The sequence below is a fragment of the Corynebacterium sp. HMSC27B11 genome, from assembly GCF_001815985.1.
In the GTDB taxonomy this organism is placed as follows: Bacteria; Actinomycetota; Actinomycetes; order Mycobacteriales; family Mycobacteriaceae; genus Corynebacterium.
Genome location: NZ_KV823558.1, coordinates 44677 through 67413 on the forward strand (window position 1 = coordinate 44677; position 22737 = coordinate 67413).

The window sequence follows — 22737 nt, forward strand, 5'->3', positions numbered from 1 at the left end:
CACAGAGAGGCGGGAAAGGAGGTCACGATGAATCCGACAGTCGATCAGCACTCCGTGGTTCTGCTGAACCCGGACGATGTCAATCGCACGGTCGCACGCATCGCGCACCAAATCATTGAGAAGACGGCTCTAGACAGCGGATCCGCCCGGCGGGTCGTGGTTTTGGGTATTCCGTCTGGGGGAGTGCCGCTCGCGGAGCGGCTGCAGAAAAAGATCAGCGAATTCAGTGGCGTGGATGTGTTCCAAGGCTCGCTGGATATCACGCTGTACCGGGACGATCTGGGGCGCGGCCCGCACCGTGCGCTCAAGCCCACGATCATCCCGGACGAGGGGATCGACGGCGCAACCGTCATCTTGGTCGACGACGTCCTGTTTTCGGGCCGCACCATCCGCGCCGCGTTGGACGCCCTCCGGGATCTCGGCCGTCCCGATACCGTCCAGCTGGCCGTCCTGATTGACCGCGGTCACCGGCAGCTGCCGATTCGCGCCGATTACGTGGGCAAGAACATTCCGACGGCAGCCTCCGAGGACGTCACCGTCGCTCTCCACGAGCTCGACGGCCGCGACGAGGTCACCCTGACCCGGTCGACCACACCCGCCGACCAGCAACCAGCGAATCAGGGCGGGCAGGTACCGTCCGCCGCAGACAAGGGGCGTGCGTAGTGAAGAACCTGCTCAGCATTTCCGATCTCACTCCGAATGAGATTGTGAGCATCATGGACGAGGCGGACCGCTTCGCCGAGGCGCTGAAGGGCCGCGAGGTCAAGAAGCTGCCCACCCTGCGGGGGCGCACCGTGTTCACGATGTTCTACGAAAACTCCACCCGCACCCGGGCCAGCTTCGAGACGGCGGGGAAGTGGATGAGCGCGGACGTTATCAACATTTCCGCGTCCTCCTCGAGCGTGAAGAAGGGCGAGTCCCTCCGGGACACGGCACTGACGCTGAAGTCCATCGGCGCCGACGCACTGGTCATGCGCCATCCGTCCTCCGGGGCGGCGCAGCACGTTGCCAACTTCATCGGCGATACCGCGGTCATCAACGCCGGAGATGGCTCCAACCAGCACCCCACCCAGGCGCTGCTCGACGCCACGACGCTGCGCCGCCAACGGGGCGATCTGTCGGGGCAGCACGTCGTGATCGTCGGTGACATCCTGCACTCCCGCGTCGCCCGCTCCAACGCGCAGCTGCTCAATGCCCTCGGCGCGGATGTCACCTTCGTCGCACCTCCGACGCTGCTGCCGATCGGGGTGGAGAACTGGGGCGTGCGCGTGAGCCACGATCTTGACGCGGACCTGCCGAGTGCCGACGCGGTCATGATGCTGCGGGTCCAGGCGGAGCGCATGAACGGTGGTTTCTTCCCCTCGCACCGCGAGTACGCCACCCGATACGGGCTGTCCGAGGCCCGCCACGCCATGTTGAAGCCGGACGCGGTTGTGATGCACCCAGGCCCGATGCTGCGCGGCATGGAGATCAACTACAGCGTCGCGGACGCCCCGAACACCGTCGTGCTCCAGCAGGTCACTGCCGGTGTTCACGTCCGCATGGCGATCCTCTTCCAGCTGCTGATCGGCGGCCACTCGGCCTCCGAGACCGAGACAGACGCTTAAGGCCAGAAAGGATAAGCGATTTTTATGGTCGACAACAAGAACTTTCCCCCGACTGGCCCACTGGCTGCGCACCCGGCGGGTGCCGAGAACGCGGTGCTCCTCAAGGGCGTGCTCATCTACGGTGAAGGGGAGCCGCAAGATGTCCTGCTCTCCGGCGGCGTGATCGCCAAGATCGGCGCGGATCTCTCCGACGAGGCTCCGGCTGAGGCCGAGGTGCTCGACCTTGCCGGCCAGGTGCTCCTGCCGGGCCTGGTGGACATGCATGTTCACCTGCGCGAGCCGGGCCGCGAGGATACCGAGACCATCGCCTCCGGCTCCGCGGCGGCTGCCAAGGGCGGGTTTACCGCCGTGTTCACCATGGCTAATACCTCCCCGGTCATGGACGACCCCGCCATCGCGGAAAGCGTCTGGTACAAGGGCCAGAACACGAACCTCTGCGACGTCCACCCCGTCGGTTCCATCTCCAAGGGACTGGCGGGCAAGGAGCTCACCGAATTCGGCATGATGGCCGATTCCGACGCCAAGGTGCGCATGTTCTCCGACGACGGCAAGTGCGTCGACGACCCGCGCCTGATGCGTCGCGCAATCGAGTACTCGCGTGGCATGGACGTGCTGCTCGCGCAGCACTGCGAGGAGCCGCGCCTGACCGAGGGCGCGGTTGCCCACGAAGGCGAGACCGCCGCCCGCCTGGGCCTTCGTGGTTGGCCACGCGTGGCGGAGGAGTCCATCGTCGCCCGCGACGCCCTCATGGCCCGCGACTACGGCGGTCGGCTCCACATCTGTCACGCATCCACGGAAGGCACCGTCGAGCTGCTGCGCTGGGCGAAGGGACAGGACATCCCGCTGTCCGCCGAAGTCACCCCGCACCACCTGATCCTCACCGACTCCCGGTTGGAGACCTTCGACGGCGTGAACCGCGTGAACCCGCCGCTGCGTGAGGAGCGGGACACCCTGGCCCTGCGCCAGGCACTCATCGACGGCGTGGTGGACTGCGTGGCCACCGACCACGCCCCGCACTCCTCCGAGGAGAAGTGCTGCGAATTCGACCAGGCTCGTCCGGGCATGCTCGGCCTGGAGACCTCCCTGGCGATCATCGCGGACCTCTTCGTCATCAACGGCGATCAGGACTGGCGCTTCGTCGCCAAGGTGATGTCCGAGCGGCCAGCCGAGATCACCAAGCTGCCAGGTCACGGCCGACCGATCGCCGAAGGCGAGCCAGCGAACCTGTGCGTGGTGGATACCAACGCTAACTGGACCGCCGAGGCCAAGCAGATGGCTTCCAAGTCCGAGAACAACCCTTACGAAGGCATGCCCATGCCGGTTCGGGTATCCACGACGATCCTGCGTGGCAAGGTGACATGCCGCGACGGCAACCCTGTGACAACCGACTAGCTGCCCGATAACTCAACAATCGGCGACTGACCTTGAAAGAAAAACTAAGGACTAAAGATATGCAGACTCACACTCCAGCAGCACTGGTTCTCGCAGACGGCACGATCTACCGCGGCTTCGCGATGGGCGCGACCGGCAAGACCCTCGGCGAGGCAGTGTTCACCACCGCCATGACCGGCTACCAGGAGACCCTCACCGACCCCTCCTTCCACCGTCAAATCACGGTGCTCACCGCCCCACAGATCGGTAACACCGGCTGGAACGACGAGGACTCCGAGTCCCGCGACGGCAAGATCTGGGCCGCTGGCCTGGTCATCCGCGACCTCTCCAACACCGTCAGCAACTGGCGAGCCAAGCGCAGCCTCAACGAGGAGCTCGAGGCACAGGGCATCGTCAGCATCTGCGGCGTGGATACCCGCTCCGTCGTACGCCACCTGCGCGAGGAGGGATCCATCGCCGCGGGCATCTTCTCCGGCGACGCCCTCGGCACGGACGAGGAGATGATCGCCCAGGTCAAGGAGCAGCCGTCGATGAGCGGCGCGGACCTGACCGCGGACGTCACCACCGACGAGCCTTATGTCGTCGACGCGGAAGGGGAGCGCAAGTACACCGTCCTCGCCTACGACATGGGCATTAAGACCAACACGCCGCGCGAGTTCGCCAAGCGCGGCATCCGCACCGTCGTCATTCCGGCCGACACCGAGTTCTCCACCCTCGAGCGCTACTTGAGCGAGTACGAGGCCCAGGGCGTGTTCGCCTCCAACGGCCCGGGTGACCCGGCCACCGCCGACCACACGGTGGAGCAGGTCAAGAAGGTGCTCGAGGCCGACATCCCGTTCTTCGGCATCTGCTTCGGCAACCAGCTCTTTGGCCGTGCCCTCGGCCTGGACACCTACAAGCTGAAGTTCGGCCACCGCGGCACCAACGTGCCGGTGAAGGACCTGGAGACTGGCAAGGTCGCGATCACCGCCCAGAACCACGGCTTCGCCCTCGCGGCCCCCGCCGGTGGCCTAGAGAAGGAATTCGACACCCCATTCGGGCCCGCCAAGGTCACCCACATCTGCCTCAACGACGACGTCGTCGAAGGCGTGGCGCTGACCAGCGGACGCGCCTTCTCGGTGCAGTACCACCCGGAGTCCGCCGCCGGCCCGCACGACGCAAACCCCCTGTTCGACCACTTCCTCAACCTGTTGGAGCAGGAGAAGAAGGCCTAAGCCGACGCCTTCTCACAGCACAGAACGCATCCAGCAGCACAACGCCCAACAGAAAGAGAAAACACTCATGCCACGTCGTGAAGACATCAACCACGTCCTCGTCATCGGTTCCGGCCCGATCGTCATCGGTCAGGCCTGCGAGTTCGACTACTCCGGCACCCAGGCCTGCCGAGTGCTCAAGGAAGAGGGCCTCCGCGTCACCCTGATCAACTCCAACCCGGCGACCATCATGACCGACCCGGAGTTCGCCGACCACACCTACATCGAGCCGATTCAGCCGGAGTACATCGAGAAGATCTTCGCCAAGGAAAAGGCAGAGGGGCACCCGATCGACGCCGTGCTGGCCACCCTCGGCGGCCAGACCGCGCTGAACGCCGCGATCCAGCTGGACCGCCGCGGCATCCTCGACAAGTACGGCGTCGAGCTCATCGGCGCGGACATCGACGCCATTGAGCGCGGCGAGGACCGCCAGAAGTTCAAGGACATCGTCGAGAAGATCGGTGGATCCTCCGCCCGCTCCCGCGTCTGCCACAACATGGAGGAGGTCCACGAGACCGTCGCCGAGCTGGGCTTGCCAGTCGTCGTCCGCCCGTCCTTCACCATGGGCGGCCTTGGCTCCGGCCTGGCCTTCGACTACGAGGACCTGGAGCGCATCGCCGGCGGCGGCCTCGCCGCATCCCCGGAGGCCAACGTCCTGATCGAGGAGTCCATCCTCGGCTGGAAGGAATTCGAGCTGGAGCTGATGCGCGACGCGAAGGACAACGTGGTCGTCGTCGCCTCCATCGAGAACGTCGACGCCCTGGGCGTCCACACCGGCGACTCCGTCACCGTCGCCCCGTCCATGACCCTGACGGACCGCGAGTTCCAGATCATGCGCGACCAGGGCATCGCCATCCTCCGCGAGGTCGGCGTGGAGACCGGTGGCTGCAACATCCAGTTCGCCATCAACCCCAAGGACGGCCGGATCATCACGATCGAGATGAACCCGCGCGTATCCCGTTCCTCCGCGCTCGCGTCCAAGGCCACTGGCTTCCCGATCGCGAAGCTGGCCGCGAAGCTGGCGATCGGCTATACCCTCGACGAGGTCCGCAACGACATCACCCAGGTCACCCCGGCTGCCTTCGAGCCGACTCTGGACTACGTCATCGTCAAGGCTCCGCGCTTCGCCTTTGAGAAGTTCCCGGGCGCCGACGACACCCTCACGACCACGATGAAGTCCGTCGGTGAGGCCATGTCCATCGGCCGCAACTACATCACCGGCCTGAACAAGGTCATGCGTTCCCTGGAGACCAAGCAGGCGGGCTTCTGGACCGTCCCGGATGAGGACTTTGCGGGCGAGCGTGCCACCGACAAGGCAGCCGTCCTCGAGGACTTGAAGCGCCCGACCGAGGGCCGCCTCTACGACGTCGAGCTCGCCATGCGCCTCGGCGCGACCGTGGACGAGATCTACCAGGCCTCCGGCATCGACCCGTGGTTCCTGCACGAGCTCATGGCCCTGGTGGAGTTCCGCCAGCAGCTGATCGACGCGCCGGTCCTGGACGTGGATCTCCTGCGTTACGCGAAGTTCCTCGGCCTCTCCGACCGCCAGATCGCCGCCCTGCGTCCGGAGTTCGCAGGTGAGGACGGCGTGCGATCCCTGCGCTGGTCCCTCGGCATCCACCCGGTCTTCAAGACCGTGGACACCTGCGCCGGCGAGTTCGAGGCGAAGACCCCGTACCACTACAGCTCCTATGAGCTGGACCCGAACGCCGAGTCCGAGGTCGAGCCGCAGAAGGAGAAGGAAAAGGTCATCATTCTGGGCTCCGGCCCGAACCGCATCGGCCAGGGCATTGAGTTCGACTACTCCTGCGTCCACGCGGCCCTCGAGCTCTCCCGCGTTGGCTACGAGACCGTGATGGTCAACTGCAACCCGGAGACCGTTTCCACCGACTACGACACCGCCGATCGCCTGTACTTCGAGCCGTTGACCTTCGAGGACGTCATGGAGATCTACCGCGCGGAGTCCGAGTCCGGCACCGTCGCGGGCGTGATCGTCCAGCTCGGTGGCCAGACCCCACTGGGCCTGGCGCAGCGCCTCTCGGACGCGGGTGTGCCGATCGTCGGCACCACCCCGGAGGCCATCAATCTGGCGGAGCACCGCGGCGAGTTCGGCAAGGTCCTGCGCGACGCCGAGCTGCCAGCCCCGGCCTTCGGCACCGCCACCAGCTTCGAGGAGGCCCGTGAGGTCGCCGCAAACATCGGTTACCCGGTACTGGTCCGCCCGTCCTACGTCCTCGGTGGCCGCGGTATGGAGATCGTCTACGACGAGGCCAGCCTGCGCGACTACATCTCGCGCGCCACGGAGATCACCGACGAGCACCCGGTCCTGGTCGACCGCTTCCTGGATTCCGCCATCGAGATCGACGTCGACGCCCTCTGCGATGGCGAGGACGTCTACCTCGGCGGCGTGATGGAGCACATCGAGGAGGCCGGTATCCACTCCGGTGACTCCGCCTGTGCGCTGCCACCGATGACGCTGGGGGAGCAGGACATCGAAAAGGTCCGGGAATCCACCCGCAAGCTGGCCCAGGGCATCGGCGTGAAGGGCCTGATGAACGTCCAGTACGCGCTGAAGGACGACATCCTCTACGTCATCGAGGCCAACCCGCGCGCCTCCCGCACCGCCCCGTTCGTGTCCAAGGCCACGGGCGTGCAGATGGCCAAGGCCGCCGCGCGCATCATGCTGGGCGCTTCCATCGCCGAGCTCAAGGAGGAAGGCATCCTGCCTTCCGATCGCGATGGTGGCTCGCTGCCGATCGGTCACCCGATTGCCGTCAAGGAGGCAGTGCTGCCGTTCAACCGCTTCCGCAGCTTCGAGGGCAAGGTGCTGGACTCCCTGCTGAGCCCGGAAATGAAGTCCACCGGCGAGGTCATGGGCCTCGACTCGGACTTCGGTACCGCGTTCGCGAAGTCCCAGGAAGGTGCCTACGGCGCGCTGCCGACCAAGGGCAACGTCTTCGTCTCCGTCGCTAACCGCGACAAGCGCACCCTGATCCTCCCGATCCAGCGCCTGGCTTCCTTGGGCTTCAACGTGCTCGCCACCGCGGGCACCGCAAGCATGCTGCGCCGCAATGGCGTGGAGTGCGAGGTCGTCGCGAAGGTCTCCGCCACCAGCGGCGAGGGCGAGAACGCCCGCAACGTCGTGGACTACATCCGCGACGGCGAGATCGACCTGGTCATCAACACCCCGGCCGGTACCGCTGACGCGCGCACCGACGGCTACGAGATCCGCGCGGCCTCTGTGAACAGCGGCGTGCCGTGCGCGACGACCGTTCAGGGCACCGTCGCAGCGGTGCAGGGCATCGAGGCTCTGCTGGACCACGACACCACGGTGACCCCGATTCAGGAAGTGGAGCACTAATGACCACGCCGGTGAGGCAGGCTGCAGACCAGTCTCAGACCTTCGGCGAGCGCTTCCTGGCTCGGGCTGCCGAGCTGGGGCCGCTGTGCGTGGGGCTTGACCCGCACGCACACATCCTCGAGCGCTGGGGGTTGAGCTATGACCTGGACGGGCTGAAAGAATTCACCGATACCGCGGTTGCCGCTTTCCGGGATACCGTCGCCGTCGTCAAGCCACAGGTGGCCTTCTATGAGGCTTTCGGGGCTGCAGGCTTCGAGGTTCTCCAGAACGCGATGGCGGAGCTGCGGGAGGCCGGCGTGCTGGTGATCGCTGACGCCAAGCGAGGCGATATCGGCTCGACCATGGCGGGCTACGCCAGCGCCTGGCTGCGGCCGGGCTCGCCCCTAGAGGCGGACGCGTTGACGGTCTCTCCGTGGCTCGGTGTGGATTCCCTGGCCCCGGTGTTTGAACTGGCAGCCGAGTACAACAAGGGTGCCATCGTGCTCGCGGCGACATCCAACCCGGAGGCCCCGTCTGTGCAGCTGTCCCAGACGCAGTCCGGCGCCACGCTGGCCCAGGCGGTGTGCGACCGCGTGGCCGAACTCAACGCGGGGGACAAGCCCGGCAACGTCGGCGTCGTGGTCGGCGCGACGGTGGAGAATCCACCGGTTCTGGACCAGGTCAACGGCATGATCCTCATGCCCGGCGTCGGGGCCCAGGGCGGCACGATGGCCGATGTGCGGCGTATTTGCGGTGAGGCGGCACGCTTCGCGAGCCCGAATGTCTCCCGCGCTGTCCTGAACGAAGGGCCTGCCGTGGCGGATCTGCAGGCCGCAGCGCGCCGCTTCGCCGCGGAACTTCAGGTGTAGCCTGCAAATTTGGCGAAGGTGAATCCGCGCGTCGCAGTTGCCACCACGGCAAAAGCACCTTAGGATTCACCTTCGTGCTTTGCTTTCTTAAGCAAGTAGCGCCCTGAAAAGGGGTGTTCAAGCCAGCAGCCCGACGCTGATTGGCTAAAATGCAAGACATTCCACAAGATTTTTAAAAACGATTACGTACGGAGGAATCCCGTGGCACTTCCCCAGCTGACCCCGGAGCAGCGTGCAGAGGCCCTGAAGAAGGCAGCCGAGGCACGTAAGGCACGCGCCGAACTTCGCGAGAAGCTCAAGCGCGGCGGCACCGATCTGCAGCAGGTCCTGAAGGACGCCGAGACTGACCCGATCCTGGGCAAGATGAAGGTCTCCGCTCTGCTGGTCTCCCTGCCGAAGGTCGGCAAGATCAAGGCCGAGGAGATCATGAACCAGCTCGAGATCGCCCCGACCCGCCGTCTGCGCGGCCTGGGCGACCGTCAGCGTCGCGCTCTGCTGGAGCACTTCGGCTTCGACCCAGAGGCTTAAGCCGTGACGCAGGAATCGGGCCGCGGCCGCGTGGTCGTCCTCGCCGGGCCGTCCGCCGTTGGTAAGTCCACGGTGGTCTCTAAGCTCCGCGAGTCGGTCCCGAACCTCTTCTTCAGCGTATCGATGACGACCCGCGAACCTCGCCCCGGCGAGGTACACGGTCGTGACTATCTCTACGTGACGCGAGACGAGTTCCAGTCCAACATAGACAGCGACCTCATGCTCGAATGGGCTGAGATCCACGGTGGGCTGCAGCTCTCCGGTACGCCCCGCAAGCCGGTGGAGGAGGCCATGGCCGCCCAGCACCCCGTCCTCATTGAGGTGGATCTCGAGGGTGCGCGGAACGTGAAGAAGCTCCTGCCGGAGGCCCACACCGTCTTCCTTGCTCCGCCCTCGTGGGAGGTGCTGGTGGAACGGCTGACCGGCCGTGGCACCGAATCCGACGAGGTCATCCAGCGTCGCCTGGAGACCGCCCGCGGGGAACTGGCCGCTAAGGATGAGTTCGACCACGTCATCGTGAATTCGGATGTGGACGAGGCCGTCGCGGGAATCCGCGACATCCTGGTGCCGGAAGCCTAGGGGACCTCGCCCCAGAGACACCGGCTCCACCCAGCCTGTTACCGCACCCCGCGACCCACCGACGTGGGCGTGGGGTTAGGCGCTTCCAGGCGATTAAGATATAGTTTCCCTCTAAGCCGTCGTGGGGATCAGACGCGGCTTAATTAAGCAATCGAAAGAATAGGTGCATTTCGTGGAAAATCAGGACGTCAACTCGAACGAGACGGTTTTCGATCCGCCAGTCGGCATCACCAACCCGCCGATCGACGAGCTCCTGACCAAGGTGTCCTCGAAGTACGCCCTCGCGATCTTCGCAGCTAAGCGCGCGCGTCAGATCAACGACTACTTCCAGAGCATCGACGAAGGTGTCCTGGAGTTCGTTGGCCCGCTGGTGACCCCGGAGATGCACGAGAAGCCACTGTCCATCGCCCTGCGCGAGATTAACGCGGATCTCTTGGAGCACACCGAGGGCTAAGAGGCTATCCTGTCACGTGTGACTGATAACGCTTCGAAGAAGAATAAGAGCAAGCCGCTCCGCATCCTGGTGGGTGTTGGGGGCGGCATTGCTGCGTTTAAGGCGGCCCACCTCGTTCGCTATTTCACGGAACGGGGGCACAACGTCCACGTCGTTCCCACCGAATCCGCACTGAACTTCGTGGGTGCTGCCACCTGGGAGGCCCTGTCCGGTAATCCGGTCAGTACGACCGTCTGGGACGACGTCTCCGGGGTTCAGCACGTCCGTCTCGGTCAGGAGGCCGACCTCATCGTGGTAGCCCCGGCCACGGCCGATCTTATGGCGCGACTGCGTATGGGGCGCGCGGATGACTTGCTCACCGCGAGCTGCCTCGTCGCGACCTGCCCGGTGGTCATTGCCCCGGCGATGCACACCGAGATGTGGGAAAACCCGGCGACGCAGGATAATGTTGCGACGCTGCGGAGCCGGGGGATCACCGTGCTGGAGCCCGCCCACGGGCGCCTCACCGGCAAGGATAGCGGCCCCGGTCGGCTGCCCGAGCCCGATCACATCGCGGCACTGGCGCTGGCGGCCCACGCCCAGCCGGGAATCTTCGACCAGGACTTGGTCGGCACCCGCGTGGTGGTCACCGCCGGCGGCACGCACGAGGATCTCGACCCGGTGCGGTTTCTTGGTAACGCCTCCTCGGGCCGTCAGGGCTACGCGCTGGCGGACGTCGCCGCGCAACGTGGCGCCGACGTTCACCTCATCGCGGGGCATACCGAGGATCTGCCGACGCCTTCCGGCGCGCGGGTGACTCGGATCAGCAGCGCTCTGGAGCTGAAGGACGCGACCGAGCAGGCCGCTCGGGAAGCGGATGTCGTCATCATGGCGGCGGCGGTGGCGGACTACCGCCCCGCGCAACAGGCCGACTCGAAGCTGAAGAAGGGCGGAGAGGATCAGCTGGAGGTCATCGAACTGGTAGAAAACCCAGACATCCTGGCGGGGCTCGTCGAGCTGCGCCGGGCAGGGGAGCTGCCGAAGAATCTGCGCATCGTGGGTTTCGCAGCAGAGACCGGTGACGCGGAATCTACCCCTCTCGAGCACGCGCAGCGGAAGTTTCTCCGCAAGGGCTGCGACCTGCTGATGGCGAACGCTGTCGGTCGGGGTAAGGTCTTCGGTCAGGAGGACTCCGCGGGCTGGCTGATCGCCAATCCGTCCGGCTCCGATGATCCGGAGACGCTGGATGTCCGTGAAGTCCCGGCAGGGCATAAGCTCGAGGTAGCCGGAGCGATTCTTGACGCTTTGCCACGAACCGCCGATCGCTAGCGTGCATTTCTAGACCGCTTGGTCTATTATTGATGAATTAGTTCACCGTCTAGGTCGTCGCCCGCCGCCCGCCACCGACGGGCCGCACCAACAATACGAACGATAGAAGCGAGATAACTAGTGTCTAAGCGCCTATTTACCAGCGAATCCGTCACCGAGGGTCACCCAGATAAGATCTGTGACGCGATCTCCGATACGATCCTCGACGCCATGCTCGCCGAGGATCCGCAGGCCCGCGTCGCTGTGGAGACCGTGGTCACCACCGGCCTCGTCCACATTGTCGGTGAGGTCCGCACCTCGGGCTACGTTGAGATCCCGCAGCTGGTGCGCGATACCCTCAAGGAGATCGGCTTTACCTCTTCCGACATGGGCTTCGACGGCACCACCTGCGGCGTGTCCGTGTCCATTGGTGCGCAGTCGCCAGAGATTGGAGCGGGCGTGGATACCTCCCATGAGGTCCGCGGTTCCTCCTCGACCGACGAGGACGACCGCCAGGGTGCGGGCGACCAGGGGCTGATGTTCGGCTACGCGACGAACGAGACCCCGGAGTACATGCCGTTGCCCATCTCCGTCGCCCACCGCCTTTCCCGTCGCCTGACCGAGGTGCGCAAGGAGGGCATCGTCACCGGCCTTCGCCCGGACGGCAAGACCCAGGTCACCTTCGAATACGACGAGGCCGGCACCCCGGTGCGCCTGGATACCGTCGTCATCTCCACGCAGCACGACCCGGAGCGCACCCAGGATGAGCTGCGGGAGCTCCTGTCCGAGCATGTGGTGGACCACGTGCTCTCTGACGAGAGCCTCAAGCCCTTCGTGACCGAGGACCTGGAACTGTTGGTTAACCCCTCCGGTTCCTTCATTCTGGGCGGGCCTGCCGGTGACGCCGGACTGACCGGTCGCAAGATCATCGTTGACACCTACGGCGGCATGGCTCGCCACGGTGGTGGCGCGTTCTCCGGCAAGGACCCGTCGAAGGTGGACCGTTCTGCTGCCTATGCGACCCGTTGGGTGGCAAAGAACATCGTGGCTGCCGGCCTGGCCGACCGCGCCGAGGTTCAGGTGGCCTACGCGATCGGCGTGGCGCGCCCCGTCGGCCTTTACGTGGAAACCTTCGGCACCGAGAAGGCACCGGTGGAGGACATCCAGCGCGCTGTCGCCGAGGTCTTCGATCTGCGCCCGGCATCGATCCTGCGCGAGCTGGATCTGCTCCGCCCGATCTACGCCCAGACGGCTGCTTATGGTCACTTCGGTCGCAATGACCTCGACCTGCCATGGGAGCGCCTGGACAAGGTTGAGGAGCTCAAAAAGGCTGTCGGCAGCAACTAGCGGCAGCTCTCGGGGCATTCTCCCAGCGCCCCGTGAAGGCGTGTCCGCACCGTCGGCTAGCCTGTAGCTCATGAACACGACCGCACAGCCAGCCGCAGCCAACCCCGGTGATAGGGAACTGCTCGCTGCCCGTGCGGGGCGCGGGCCTCGCCGGATCGCGCGGGTATTGCCGCTGGTCGGGGTGCCACATCTCGACCGCCTCTTCGACTATGAGGTTCCCGCCGAGATGGACGCCGACGCCCAGGCCGGCGTGCGAGTCCGTATCCGGTTCAACGGGCGCCTCGTGGACGGTTTCATCATCGAGCGACGCTCGAGCAGCGACCACTCGGGAAAGCTGCGCCCGTTGGAGCGCGTCATCAGCCCGATTCGGCTGCTACCGGAGCACATGTGGCGGCTGGTGAATCAGCTCGCCGAGCGCGCCGCAGGGACCCGAGCGGATGTTCTACGGGCAGCGATCCCGCCCCGCCATGCGAGCGCCGAGAAGGCAGGGCTGTTTGCAGGCGGTAAGGCGTGGGAGGATCTCTACTCGACGCTGGAGCCCGTCGCCGAGTTGCGCACCCAGGCGCGGTCAGATGCCGAATCCGCGCTCGGCAAGTATCACTTTGGCCCGCGCTTCCTTGCTGCCCTCCTGGACGAGGGTTCCGCCCCGCGCATGTCGCTGCTCACCGCTCCTGGGGACGACGATGCCCGCCTAGCCGCCGTCCTCGCCGCTGCGACCGCGTGGGCAGGGAAGTCGGCGCTGGTGATCGCTCCACATCAGCGGATCGTGGACCGCGTCAGCGAGGCCCTGGCGGCCTGGACGTCCACCGAGCAGGTGCTCCAAATGACGGCCGCAGAGTCCTCGCATGTGCGCTACCGGCGTTTCCTTTCCATCGTGCTCGGTCAGGCCAGGATCGTCGTCGGAACCCGCAATGCAGTCTTCGCGCCGCTCAAAGATCTCGGCTTGGTGGTCGTATTGGGGGAGGGGGACGATTCCCTTGTCGATCCACGAGCCCCCTACCTGCACGCCAGGGAGGTAGCGAAGGCCCGCAGTCAGGGTGAGTCCGCGGCGCTGGCAATCATCGGTCACCACCGCACCGCCGAGGTCCAGCAGTGGGTCGCGGCGGGGGAGCTGGCTTCCATCCGCCCCACGCCCGAAACCCTTCGTGAGCAGCTGCCCTGGATTCGAGGGCTTGGGGACACCGAACGCCAGCTCGAGGCCGAGAGCCACAGCCCGGGGAGTCGGCTGCCGGCTCTGGCCTTCGCCACGATTCGCGAGACCCTGGATGCGGACCGCACCGTGCTGATCCAGGTGCCGCGCCGTGGTTACGCTCCGGCCTTGGCCTGTGCTCGATGCCGCACCCCGGCCCGGTGCCGGAACTGCAATGGCCCACTCGAACTGCCACAGGGCAGGGACCACTCAGCGCCCACGTGCCGGTGGTGCGGACACCTGCACCCGACTTTCACCTGCACCAACTGCGGTAACCACGCACTGCGCATGAGCGTGGTGGGCCACGACCGCACCGCTGAGGAACTGGGCCGGGCCTTCCCGGGCGTGCCGGTGACCGTCTCGGGCGGGGAACAGGTCAAAACATCAGTGCCACCAGGGCGACGCATCGTCGTCGCTACCCCCGGCTCCGAACCGATCCTTCGAGCAGCCGGTACACCACCTCAGCAGCCCAATGGGCACTATGGGGCGTTAATCGTCCTCGATCCCTGGGCGCCGTTGACGCGCGCGGATTTGCGGGCCGAGGAGAACGCCTTGCGCCAGTGGATGGGCGCTGCCGCACTCGTCGCACCCCGTGAGGCCGGTGGCCGGGTCATCGTGGCAGGGGACTATCGGCTGAGCGCGATCCAGCAGCTCATCCGCTGGAACCCGGATGCGGCAGCCGCCGCAGAGTTGGCGAGCAGGGTGGAGGCAGAATTCCCACCGGCGGCTGTGGTGGCGGTGGTGGACGGCATTCCTGCCAGCCTCGCCGAGCTCGAGGAGTCCTGGGAGCTGCCGGAATCGGCGGAACTGTTAGGCCCCGTCGAGCTTCCAAGCGGTGTGAGGCTTCCCGCGGGGCTGTCGAGCGGCCATGCGGATGAGGCTCGCCGGCTCATCATTCGCGTGCCACACTCCGACGCGCTGACCCTGGGAAGCGCCCTTAAAAGCGCTGTCGCCGTGCGCTCCTCGCAGCGGCACTCCGCACCCCTACGCGTGGTCATGGACCCGGTTCGTATCGGTTAGAGTATCCCCATGGCTGTTCTGTCCCTGCGCTACTTCGGCGATCCCGTCCTCCGCACTCCTGCCACCGAGGTCGGGGCCGATTTTTCTTCCGACGCTACCCTCGCCACCCTCGTGGCCGACATGCTGGAAACCATGGATCACCACGGTGGAGTCGGCCTAGCAGCAAACCAGGTCGGGGTCACCAAACGCGTCTTCGTCTACGACTGCGAGTCCGACCGTGGGCACGTCATCAACCCCACCTGGGAGCCGGTGGGAGAGGAGACGCAAACAGGCCCGGAAGGCTGCCTGTCCATTCCCGGGATCCGCGGCGAGGTAGAGCGTGCGGAGACCGTGCGCCTGCGTGGACAGACTCTGGACGGCGCACTGGTCGACCGGGAGGTCTCGGGCCTACTGGCTCGCTGCGTGCAGCACGAGACCGATCACCTGGACGGCGTGCTTTTCCTCAAGCACCTCTCGCCCGAGGACCGCAAGCAAGCTATGGCAGATATTCGACGCTCGGAGTGGTTTTAAATGAAGATTCTTTTTGCTGGCACGCCCAAGCCCGCCGCAATCGTTCTGGAACACCTGCTCGCTGATCCACGGCTCGAGGTCCTCGGGGTCATTACACAGCCCGACGCTCGCCGCGGCCGTGGGCGCAGCCTGCACCCCAGCCCCGTCGCGGAGGTCGCCGAGGCCGCGGGGCTGAAGGTGCACAAGTGGGCCTCCCTCGGGGCGAGCGCCGAGGACGCAAGCGATGTCCGCGACACGCTGGCTGCCTACCGCGAGGCGGGCGCCACGGCGGTGGCCGTGGTGGCCTATGGAAACCTGATCCCGGCCGACTTGCTCGACGCCGTTGAGCACGGCTGGGTGAACCTGCACTACTCCCTGCTGCCACGCTGGCGCGGCGCCGCACCCGTCCAGGCAGCCATCGCCGGGGGCGACGAGGAGACCGGTGCGACGATCTTCCGCATCGAGCAGGGCTTGGACACCGGCCCGATGCTGGCGAAGAAGGCTTATGAGATCGGTATCCGCGATACCGCCGAGGACGTGCTCATCGAGCTGACTGATTCCGGCAAGACACTGCTCGCCGACACCCTGGTTGAGCTCAGCGAAGGTACGGCCACCCCGCAGCCACAGCCAGAGGAGGGGGTGACACACGCCCCGAAGATTCACCCCGCTGACGCGCGTATCGACTTCTCTACGCCGGCGAAGGTGATTCAACGCCGCGCCCGCGCCCACACCCCGGCACCGGGTGCGTGGTGCACGCTGGATGGCCAGCGCTATAAGTTCGGGCTGATGCTACCGGTAGCCAAGGAGGAGGAGTTCCCGGAGCTGGCCCCCGGCCAGCTGTGGGCAGATAAGACGCGGGTGCTCGTCGGCACTGGTGACGATCCACTGCTGGTGGAAAGCATCCAGCCACCAGGCAAGAAGATGATGCGGGCCGCCGACTGGGCCCGAGGTCAGCAGGAGTTGCTGGCGCAGTCCCCACGCTTTGATATCGAGGAAGACACGGCTAAATGAGTTCTTTTCGTTCGAGGTCCGAGTCCGCGCGTAGCGGCAAGGCACGCCCCAACACGGCCTCCCGCGGCACCGGACGTGCGAAGCAGCGCGAATCGGGGCGGGCCCGGGGCTATCAGCAGCGCCGCCCGGAACACCGCCAGGAAAAGAGCCGACGTGCCGGGACCGGGGATAAGGCCCGCGACGCTGCATTCACCGTGCTTCGGCAAGTCACCGAGGAGGACGCCTACGGCAACCTCGCCCTGCCCGCCGTCCTGCGGGAGCGCGGGATCAGCGGCCGGGATGCGAACTTCGCCACCGAGCTGACCTACGGAACGCTGCGGGCCACCGGGCTGCTCGACGCAATCATCGCCAAGGCCGCGGGACGGCCAGTAGAGAAGATTGACTCGGTGGCGTTGGACGCGCTGCGCATCGGTGCCTATCAGCTGCTGCGCACCCGGGTCGAGTCGCACGCCGCGGTGGACACCTCGGTGGAGTTGGTCAAGGCCAATGGCGGGGGCAAGGCCAGCGGCTTCGTCAATGGTGTGTTGCGCACGATTTCCCGCAGCACACCCGAGCAATGGCTGGACCGGGTGGCACCCGGTTCGGGCTTGGCCAGCATGGCGTTGCGCTCTTCCCACCCGGAGTGGATCGCCGCCGCCTTCAACCAGGCGCTCGGCGGGACGGCGGAGAACCCTGCGGCTGATCTGGCCGAGGCTCTGGAAGCCGACGACGCCCGACCCATCGTGCACCTCGCCGCCCGACCAGGGCAGATCTCCGCTGAAGAGCTCGCCCTCATCACCGGGGGCGAGCAGGGCCGTTGGTCCGATTACGCGGTCTACCTGGACTCCGGAGCGCCGGGCGAGCTTGAGGCGATCACCCAAGGCCTGGCGAGCGTTCAGGACGAAGGTTCGCAACTGATCTCCCTGGCCCTGGTCCAGGCGCCGCTGGAACGGGAGGACCGCGGGCGCTGGCTCGACCTCTGTGCGGGTCCGGGCGGCAAGACCGCGTTCATCGGCTCCTGGGCACAGGCCGAGCAGGCCACGGTAGATGCCACCGAGATCTCCGCGCACCGCGCCGACCTCGTCGCGAAATCCACCAAGGAACTGCCGGTGCAGGTTCATACCGGCGACGGCCGGAAACTCGCTGAGGTGCGGGGCCTCCAGCTGCCCGAGGACGGTTTCGACCGGGTCCTCGTCGACGCCCCGTGCACCGGCCTGGGCGCGCTGCGCCGCCGCCCGGAGGCCCGCTGGCGCAAGCAGGAGAAGGACGTCACCGAGCTGGTTCCCCTCCAGCGCGAGTTGTTGCGCTCGGCGTGGGAGGCCACCGCACCGGGCGGAGTCGTCATCTATTCGACGTGCTCGCCGCATCCGCTGGAGACCACGCAGTTGGTGGACTCCTTCTGCCGGGTGGCGGGAGCCCAGCCCATCGACCTTGGCTCCGAGGTGCCGGCCTTGGCTGCCGCAGCGGCCGCCGGGGGAGCGGTCGGCCCTTATATCCAGCTGTGGCCGCACCGCCACGGCACCGACGCGATGTTCATCGCGGGCATCAGAAAAGCCTAAGTAGAGTGAGTGTTATGAGCACAGCCAACGGACAGCAGACCATCATCGCCCCCTCCATCCTCGCCGCGGATTTTTCCGCCCTTGGCGCGGAAGTCGAGGCCATTTCGGACGCCGAGTGGGTGCACATTGACGTGATGGACGGCCACTTCGTCCCCAACCTCTCCTTCGGCGCCCCGGTCGCCAAGTCCCTGATCGGGAAGACCGAGCAGTTCCTCGACGTCCACCTCATGATCGAGGACCCACAGCGCTGGGTGAAGGAGTACACCGACTTCGACAACGTCACCTTCCACGTGGAGGCTGCCGGAGGGGTTGAGGAATCGGTGGCTCTGGCTCGTGCCTTGCGCGCCGCCGGGACCAAGGCCGGTGTGTCCATCAAGCCGAATACCCCGGTGGAGCCGCTGCTGGAGCATCTGGCCGAGTTCGACCTCGTCCTGGTGATGAGCGTGGAGCCTGGCTTCGGCGGGCAGAAGTTCATGCCCGAGGTGCTGGATAAGGTGCGTGCCCTGCGCGAAAAAATCGACGCTGAGGGGCTGGACACCCTCATCGAAATCGACGGCGGCATCGGACCAGAGACCGCCGCGGATGCTGCTGCGGCCGGGGTCGACGTCTACGTTGCGGGTTCCTCGGTCTTTGGCAAGGAGGACCGTAATCAGGCGATCGGCGAGATCCGCGCGGCCGCGGAGGCCAACGCAGGTGCCTAACACCCCCCAGCGCGGTTCCCAGGCTGCGACGCAGGGGGCGACCCCGCCGCAGACCGAGGTACCAGCGGACCTCCCAGCGGAATTTCTGCTGGCCGACGAGATGGGCTGGCACGCTGCGGGCAATACCCGGCCGAACCCGCCAGTGGGCTGCGTGATCGTGGATTCGGCCGGCACGATTCTTGGCCGGGGCGCTACCAAACCGGCAGGCGGTAGGCACGCCGAGGTGGTCGCGCTGCAGGCTGCCGGTGCGAGCGCCGCTGGTGCCACCGCATACGTCACCCTCGAACCCTGCAATCACACCGGACGCACCGGGCCGTGCGCGGAGGCCCTGATCGCCGCCGGAATCGCGGAGGTCCATTACCTCTTCGCCGACCCGGGCAAGACCGAGGGCGGGGGAGGCCAGCGCCTGCGCGCTGCCGGCGTTACCGTCACCGGCCCCTACCTCGAGCCCTTCCACCTGGGGGAGCACCGTTTCAGCGTGGAACCCTGGCTGCGCGCCGCGCATTTGGGCAGGCCGCACGTCACGCTGAAGTTCGCCAGCACCCTCAATGGCCTGGCTGCTGCCACGGACCGCACGAGCCAGTGGATCACCGGTCCGACTGCCCGCGCGGACGTCCACGCAGACCGGCAGTACCGGGAGGCGATCCTCGTGGGCACCGGAACCGTCCTGGCCGATGACCCGCAGCTCACCGCCCGCCCCGGCGGGGCGGAGGGTCCCCGTCAGCCGCTGCGCTTCGCGTTGGGGCAGCAGGAGCTCCCCACTAACGCTCGCCTCCTGCAAGCTGGGACTCACGCGCCGGCCGGCCAGCACCTGGCAACCCGGGACCTCCGTGCGGCGCTGGCGGAGCTGCGCCGGCAGGGTATCTCGGATGTGCTGGTGGAGGGCGGACCCGAACTAGCGGGAAGCTTCCTTGCCCACGGCCTGGTCGACGAGATCCGGGCCTATCTTGCCCCCGCCTGGTTGCCGCGCGGCCTCCCCGCACTGGGAGCCGGCGGCATCGGCAGTACTTCGATCACGGATCTGCAGCGCTTCGCCACCCGTAGTGTGCAGCGCATCGGCGAGGACATCCTCTGGCTGGCGCAACGCTAGACCGGGGGTTGACCCGTGCTCAAGCGCAAGAAGATATATCATCATTGGTAGTTTTGGCCCCGACGTCAGAGAGGATGGCTGTGTTCACCGGAATCATCGAAGAGATCGGTCACGTCGAGAAGATCGAGAGGCTTCCCGACGCCGGGCGCATCCGCGTCGCCGCATCGCGAGTGGTCTCTGATGCCGGCCTGGGAGACTCCATCTCCGTCAATGGTGTCTGCCTGACCGTCACCGACTTCGACGACACCGGCTTCACCGCTGACGTCATGAAGGTCACCCTCGATTACACGTCGCTGGGCACACTCTCCGAGGGGGCGTCCGTCAACCTGGAGCGCGCGATGTCCGCCCAGGGGCGCTTCGGCGGACACGTCGTCCAGGGGCACGTCGACGGCACCGCCACCTTGCAGGAACGCGTGCCCTCCGAGCATTGGGAGGTCTTCCGCTTCCAGCTTGACGACCCGGAACTTGCCACCTACCTGGTGAAAAAGGGATCGATTGCAATCAACGGCACCTCCCTGACCATCGCGGAACTAGCCGATGGACTCTTCGAGGTCAGCCTCATCCCCGCCACTTTGGAGGCCACGATGCTGGGCGAACTCCAGCCGGGGGATAAGGTCAATATCGAATGCGACGTGCTTGCGAAATACGTCCGCGCCATGCTCGACCGCTGACCCGCCGCAACAGAACCACAAAGAAGAATTCGACAAGCCTTAAGCCACCCGCCCCGACCGGGCGAGGGTGGCATCGTTGGAAAGAAGCTATGACCGCTGAACGAGACTCGCTAGTCCTGGATTCCGTCGAATCCGCCATCGCAGATATTGCCGCCGGCAAAGCGGTGGTCGTCGTCGATGATGAGGACCGCGAAAACGAAGGCGACCTGATCTTCGCCGCGGACCTGGCAACCCCAGAGCTCGTGGCCTTCATGGTGCGCTACACCTCTGGCTACATCTGCGTCGCCATGGAGGATGACCGCGCCGACGCGCTCAACCTGCCACCGATGGTCGCCCGCAACGAGGATGCCCGCTCGACCGCCTACACCGTCACGGTGGACGCGGCCACCGGTTCCACCGGCATTTCCGCCCGCAGCCGCTGCGAAACCATCACCCGCCTGGCCGACGAGAGCTTTGGCCCCGAGGCCTTCACCCGGCCGGGCCACATCGTCCCACTGCGCGCCCGCCGCGGTGGCGTGCTCGCCCGCGATGGCCACACCGAAGCCTCCGTAGACTTGTCCCGGCTCGCCGGCCAGGCTCCCGTCGGCGTGCTTTGCGAGATCGTCTCCGAGGACGACCCCACTGACATGGCCCGCGGCCCGGAACTGCGCCGCTTCGCCGACGAGCACGGCCTGCGCATGGTCTCCATCGAGCAGCTCATCGAGTACCGCCGCGCCACCGAGCAGACCGTGGAGCGCAGCACCGAGGCCCGCCTGCCGACCACCCGCGGCGAGTTCCGCGCAGTGGGCTACACCAGCCTCGTCGACGGCACCGAGCACGTCGCTCTCGTCCACGGGGACGTCACCGGCCAGCAGGACGTCCCAGTCCGCGTGCACTCCGAGTGCCTCACCGGCGACGTCTTCGGCTCCCTGCGCTGCGACTGCGGCGAACAGCTCCACGCCGCCATGGAGGCAGTCCAGGACGAGGGCCACGGCGTCGTCATCTACCTGCGCAACCAGGAAGGCCGCGGGATCGGCCTGGTCCCGAAGCTGCGCGCCTACGTCCTTCAGGACGAGGGCCTGGACACCGTGGAGGCGAATACCGCCCTGGGCCTGCCAGCCGACGCCCGCGAGTACAGCGCGGCAGCGTCGATCATCAAGGAACTCGGGATCGAGAGCGTCCACCTGATCTCCAATAACCCGGCGAAGAAGCAGAGCCTTGAGAACTTCGGGGTCTCCGTCACCGGCCGCATCCCGGTGCAGCCACCGGCAACGAAGGACAACGCCCGCTACCTGCAGACCAAGCGGGACAAGATGGGCCACCAGCTCGACAACCTCAATGTCGTACCGGCCACCGCCGCAGCCGAGAAGGAGAACTAGCATGCCAGCCGAAGGTATCCCACAGATCAACCTGGGCCCCGGCGCAGCAGAGGGCCTGCGTGTCGCCGTGATCAGCGCCCAGTGGAACGCCGAGATCACCGATAAGCTCCACGCCGAGGCCATCACCGCTGCCCGCGAGCTCGGCGCCAGCGTGGAGGACTGGCGGGTGGCTGGCGCCCTGGAGCTTCCCGTCGTCGTGGCCGCAGCCTGCAAGAATTTCGACGCCGTCATTGCCACTGGCTGCGTTATCGAGGGTGAGACCGAGCACTTCCGCGTGGTCTGCGATGCCGTCACCTACGGGCTGACCCGCGTCGGCCTGGATACGGGTGTGCCGATCGGCAACGGCGTACTCACCGTCGACAACCACCAGCAGGCCGTCGACCGCGCGGGCGGGCCGGATGCCAAGGAAAACAAGGGCGCGGACTCCGCGACCGCGGCCATCCACGCCGCATTAGTTCTCCGCCAGATCGCGGCGGTAGGGTAGTAGCCGATACGTTGTGGCAGTACGAACGAGGAGAGCGGTCGAGTTTCACAGATGAGTAACCCAGTGTCGCAGGCAGCACCGGCCAAGGGGCAGTGGCTCTTTGAGGCCCGTTCGCCGTTCCTCAAGCGGATCGCGATCATCGGTGTCGTCGTCATCATGATCATCCACATCGTCATGGCCATCATCGTTGGTATCGGCGATACCGGCGTGACGCTGACCTCGGCGGATCAGTGGTCCTTCGTCGGCATCGGCTTGCTCTTCTCCGGCGTCTGCCTCTTCCTGCTGCGTCCCCGCGTCCGCATTGATGAGCGCGGGGTTGAGGTGCGCAACATCGCGAACGCGCAGTTCTACCCCTGGCAGATCATCCACGGCCTCTCCTTCCCGGCTAAGGCGAAAATGGCGCGGCTGGAGCTCCCGGATTTCGAGTTCGTTCCGATGATGGCGCTGAATATCTACGACAAGGAGACCATCGCCGCGAACGTCGAGCGGTTCCGCCTGCTTGAGGACCGCTATATGCCGGAGGACTAGCC

General features: G+C 66.3%; 21 protein-coding genes. All 21 read left to right on the top strand.

Features of this window, described 5'->3' with window-relative positions; all coding sequences use genetic code 11:
• Positions 1-27 precede the first annotated feature (27 nt).
• Positions 28-663, top strand: a complete 636-nt coding sequence (gene pyrR / locus HMPREF3097_RS04950; RefSeq protein ID WP_070758944.1) for a bifunctional pyr operon transcriptional regulator/uracil phosphoribosyltransferase PyrR — start codon at positions 28-30, stop codon at positions 661-663.
• Entirely contained in the window at positions 663-1607 is a 945-nt protein-coding gene (locus HMPREF3097_RS04955; protein ID WP_070761386.1) for an aspartate carbamoyltransferase catalytic subunit, read from the top strand. The genes pyrR and HMPREF3097_RS04955 overlap by 1 nt, the downstream gene beginning before the upstream one ends.
• A gap of 24 nt (positions 1608-1631) precedes the next feature.
• Entirely contained in the window at positions 1632-2999 is a 1368-nt protein-coding gene (locus tag HMPREF3097_RS04960) for a dihydroorotase (RefSeq protein WP_070761387.1), read from the top strand.
• Between the two features lie 59 nt (positions 3000-3058).
• Complete coding sequence (gene carA, locus HMPREF3097_RS04965; protein ID WP_070761388.1) at positions 3059-4213, top strand: glutamine-hydrolyzing carbamoyl-phosphate synthase small subunit; 1155 nt, start codon at positions 3059-3061, stop codon at positions 4211-4213.
• A 67-nt stretch (positions 4214-4280) separates the two neighbouring features.
• Positions 4281-7613, top strand: a complete 3333-nt coding sequence (gene carB / locus HMPREF3097_RS04970) for a carbamoyl-phosphate synthase large subunit (RefSeq protein WP_070761389.1) — start codon at positions 4281-4283, stop codon at positions 7611-7613.
• Positions 7613-8461: an orotidine-5'-phosphate decarboxylase gene (gene pyrF, locus HMPREF3097_RS04975; protein WP_070761390.1), complete on the top strand. Its 849-nt coding sequence runs from the start codon at positions 7613-7615 to the stop codon at positions 8459-8461. Before carB ends, pyrF begins: the two co-directional genes overlap by 1 nt.
• A gap of 201 nt (positions 8462-8662) precedes the next feature.
• Positions 8663-8989, top strand: a complete 327-nt coding sequence (mihF, locus tag HMPREF3097_RS04980; RefSeq protein ID WP_012360219.1) for an integration host factor, actinobacterial type — start codon at positions 8663-8665, stop codon at positions 8987-8989.
• A gap of 3 nt (positions 8990-8992) precedes the next feature.
• Positions 8993-9568, top strand: coding sequence for a guanylate kinase (gmk, locus tag HMPREF3097_RS04985; RefSeq protein WP_070758938.1), 576 nt, complete (start codon positions 8993-8995; stop codon positions 9566-9568).
• 172 nt (positions 9569-9740) lie between these two features.
• A complete protein-coding gene (gene rpoZ, locus HMPREF3097_RS04990) occupies positions 9741-10022 on the top strand; it encodes a DNA-directed RNA polymerase subunit omega (RefSeq protein ID WP_012360221.1) in 282 nt (93 codons plus the stop codon).
• Positions 10023-10040: 18 nt separating this feature from the next.
• Positions 10041-11330: a bifunctional phosphopantothenoylcysteine decarboxylase/phosphopantothenate--cysteine ligase CoaBC gene (gene coaBC / locus HMPREF3097_RS04995; protein ID WP_070761391.1), complete on the top strand. Its 1290-nt coding sequence runs from the start codon at positions 10041-10043 to the stop codon at positions 11328-11330.
• 120 nt (positions 11331-11450) lie between these two features.
• Entirely contained in the window at positions 11451-12656 is a 1206-nt protein-coding gene (metK, locus tag HMPREF3097_RS05000) for a methionine adenosyltransferase (protein WP_070758936.1), read from the top strand.
• A 70-nt stretch (positions 12657-12726) separates the two neighbouring features.
• On the top strand, positions 12727-14865 hold the full coding sequence (locus tag HMPREF3097_RS05005) for a primosomal protein N' (RefSeq protein WP_070761392.1): 2139 nt from the start codon (positions 12727-12729) through the stop codon (positions 14863-14865).
• A 9-nt stretch (positions 14866-14874) separates the two neighbouring features.
• Positions 14875-15375, top strand: coding sequence for a peptide deformylase (def, locus tag HMPREF3097_RS05010; protein ID WP_070761393.1), 501 nt, complete (start codon positions 14875-14877; stop codon positions 15373-15375).
• Positions 15376-16365: a methionyl-tRNA formyltransferase gene (gene fmt / locus HMPREF3097_RS05015; RefSeq protein ID WP_070761394.1), complete on the top strand. Its 990-nt coding sequence runs from the start codon at positions 15376-15378 to the stop codon at positions 16363-16365.
• Positions 16362-17903, top strand: coding sequence for an RsmB/NOP family class I SAM-dependent RNA methyltransferase (locus HMPREF3097_RS05020; RefSeq protein ID WP_070761395.1), 1542 nt, complete (start codon positions 16362-16364; stop codon positions 17901-17903). Before fmt ends, HMPREF3097_RS05020 begins: the two co-directional genes overlap by 4 nt.
• A 14-nt stretch (positions 17904-17917) precedes the next feature.
• Positions 17918-18604, top strand: a complete 687-nt coding sequence (gene rpe / locus HMPREF3097_RS05025; RefSeq protein WP_070761396.1) for a ribulose-phosphate 3-epimerase — start codon at positions 17918-17920, stop codon at positions 18602-18604.
• Between the two features lie 100 nt (positions 18605-18704).
• Positions 18705-19694, top strand: coding sequence for a bifunctional diaminohydroxyphosphoribosylaminopyrimidine deaminase/5-amino-6-(5-phosphoribosylamino)uracil reductase RibD (gene ribD / locus HMPREF3097_RS05030; protein ID WP_371260083.1), 990 nt, complete (start codon positions 18705-18707; stop codon positions 19692-19694).
• 80 nt (positions 19695-19774) lie between these two features.
• Positions 19775-20365 (top strand): riboflavin synthase, encoded by a 591-nt coding sequence (locus tag HMPREF3097_RS05035; protein WP_187441033.1) that lies wholly within the window; start codon positions 19775-19777, stop codon positions 20363-20365.
• An 89-nt stretch (positions 20366-20454) separates the two neighbouring features.
• A complete protein-coding gene (locus HMPREF3097_RS05040) occupies positions 20455-21723 on the top strand; it encodes a bifunctional 3,4-dihydroxy-2-butanone-4-phosphate synthase/GTP cyclohydrolase II (RefSeq protein ID WP_210398540.1) in 1269 nt (422 codons plus the stop codon).
• 1 nt (position 21724) lies between these two features.
• Complete coding sequence (gene ribH / locus HMPREF3097_RS05045) at positions 21725-22207, top strand: 6,7-dimethyl-8-ribityllumazine synthase (protein ID WP_070761399.1); 483 nt, start codon at positions 21725-21727, stop codon at positions 22205-22207.
• Between the two features lie 51 nt (positions 22208-22258).
• Positions 22259-22735, top strand: a complete 477-nt coding sequence (locus tag HMPREF3097_RS05050; RefSeq protein ID WP_070761400.1) for a PH domain-containing protein — start codon at positions 22259-22261, stop codon at positions 22733-22735.
• Positions 22736-22737: the final 2 nt, after the last annotated feature.

Bases quoted from the DNA above. Each gene is read 5' to 3' on its own strand.
- fmt (WP_070761394.1), top strand. From the start codon at position 15,376: ATGAAGATTCTTTTTGCTGGCACGCCCAAGCCCGCCGCAATCGTTCTG.
- HMPREF3097_RS04960 (WP_070761387.1), top strand. From the start codon at position 1,632: ATGGTCGACAACAAGAACTTTCCCCCGACTGGCCCACTGGCTGCGCAC.
- rpe (WP_070761396.1), top strand. From the start codon at position 17,918: ATGAGCACAGCCAACGGACAGCAGACCATCATCGCCCCCTCCATCCTC.
- ribD (WP_371260083.1), top strand. From the start codon at position 18,705: ATGGGCTGGCACGCTGCGGGCAATACCCGGCCGAACCCGCCAGTGGGC.
- pyrR (WP_070758944.1), top strand. From the start codon at position 28: ATGAATCCGACAGTCGATCAGCACTCCGTGGTTCTGCTGAACCCGGAC.
- HMPREF3097_RS05005 (WP_070761392.1), top strand. From the start codon at position 12,727: ATGAACACGACCGCACAGCCAGCCGCAGCCAACCCCGGTGATAGGGAA.
- ribH (WP_070761399.1), top strand. From the start codon at position 21,725: ATGCCAGCCGAAGGTATCCCACAGATCAACCTGGGCCCCGGCGCAGCA.
- HMPREF3097_RS05040 (WP_210398540.1), top strand. From the start codon at position 20,455: ATGACCGCTGAACGAGACTCGCTAGTCCTGGATTCCGTCGAATCCGCC.
- carB (WP_070761389.1), top strand. From the start codon at position 4,281: ATGCCACGTCGTGAAGACATCAACCACGTCCTCGTCATCGGTTCCGGC.
- HMPREF3097_RS05020 (WP_070761395.1), top strand. From the start codon at position 16,362: ATGAGTTCTTTTCGTTCGAGGTCCGAGTCCGCGCGTAGCGGCAAGGCA.
- HMPREF3097_RS05050 (WP_070761400.1), top strand. From the start codon at position 22,259: ATGAGTAACCCAGTGTCGCAGGCAGCACCGGCCAAGGGGCAGTGGCTC.
- def (WP_070761393.1), top strand. From the start codon at position 14,875: ATGGCTGTTCTGTCCCTGCGCTACTTCGGCGATCCCGTCCTCCGCACT.
- pyrF (WP_070761390.1), top strand. From the start codon at position 7,613: ATGACCACGCCGGTGAGGCAGGCTGCAGACCAGTCTCAGACCTTCGGC.
- carA (WP_070761388.1), top strand. From the start codon at position 3,059: ATGCAGACTCACACTCCAGCAGCACTGGTTCTCGCAGACGGCACGATC.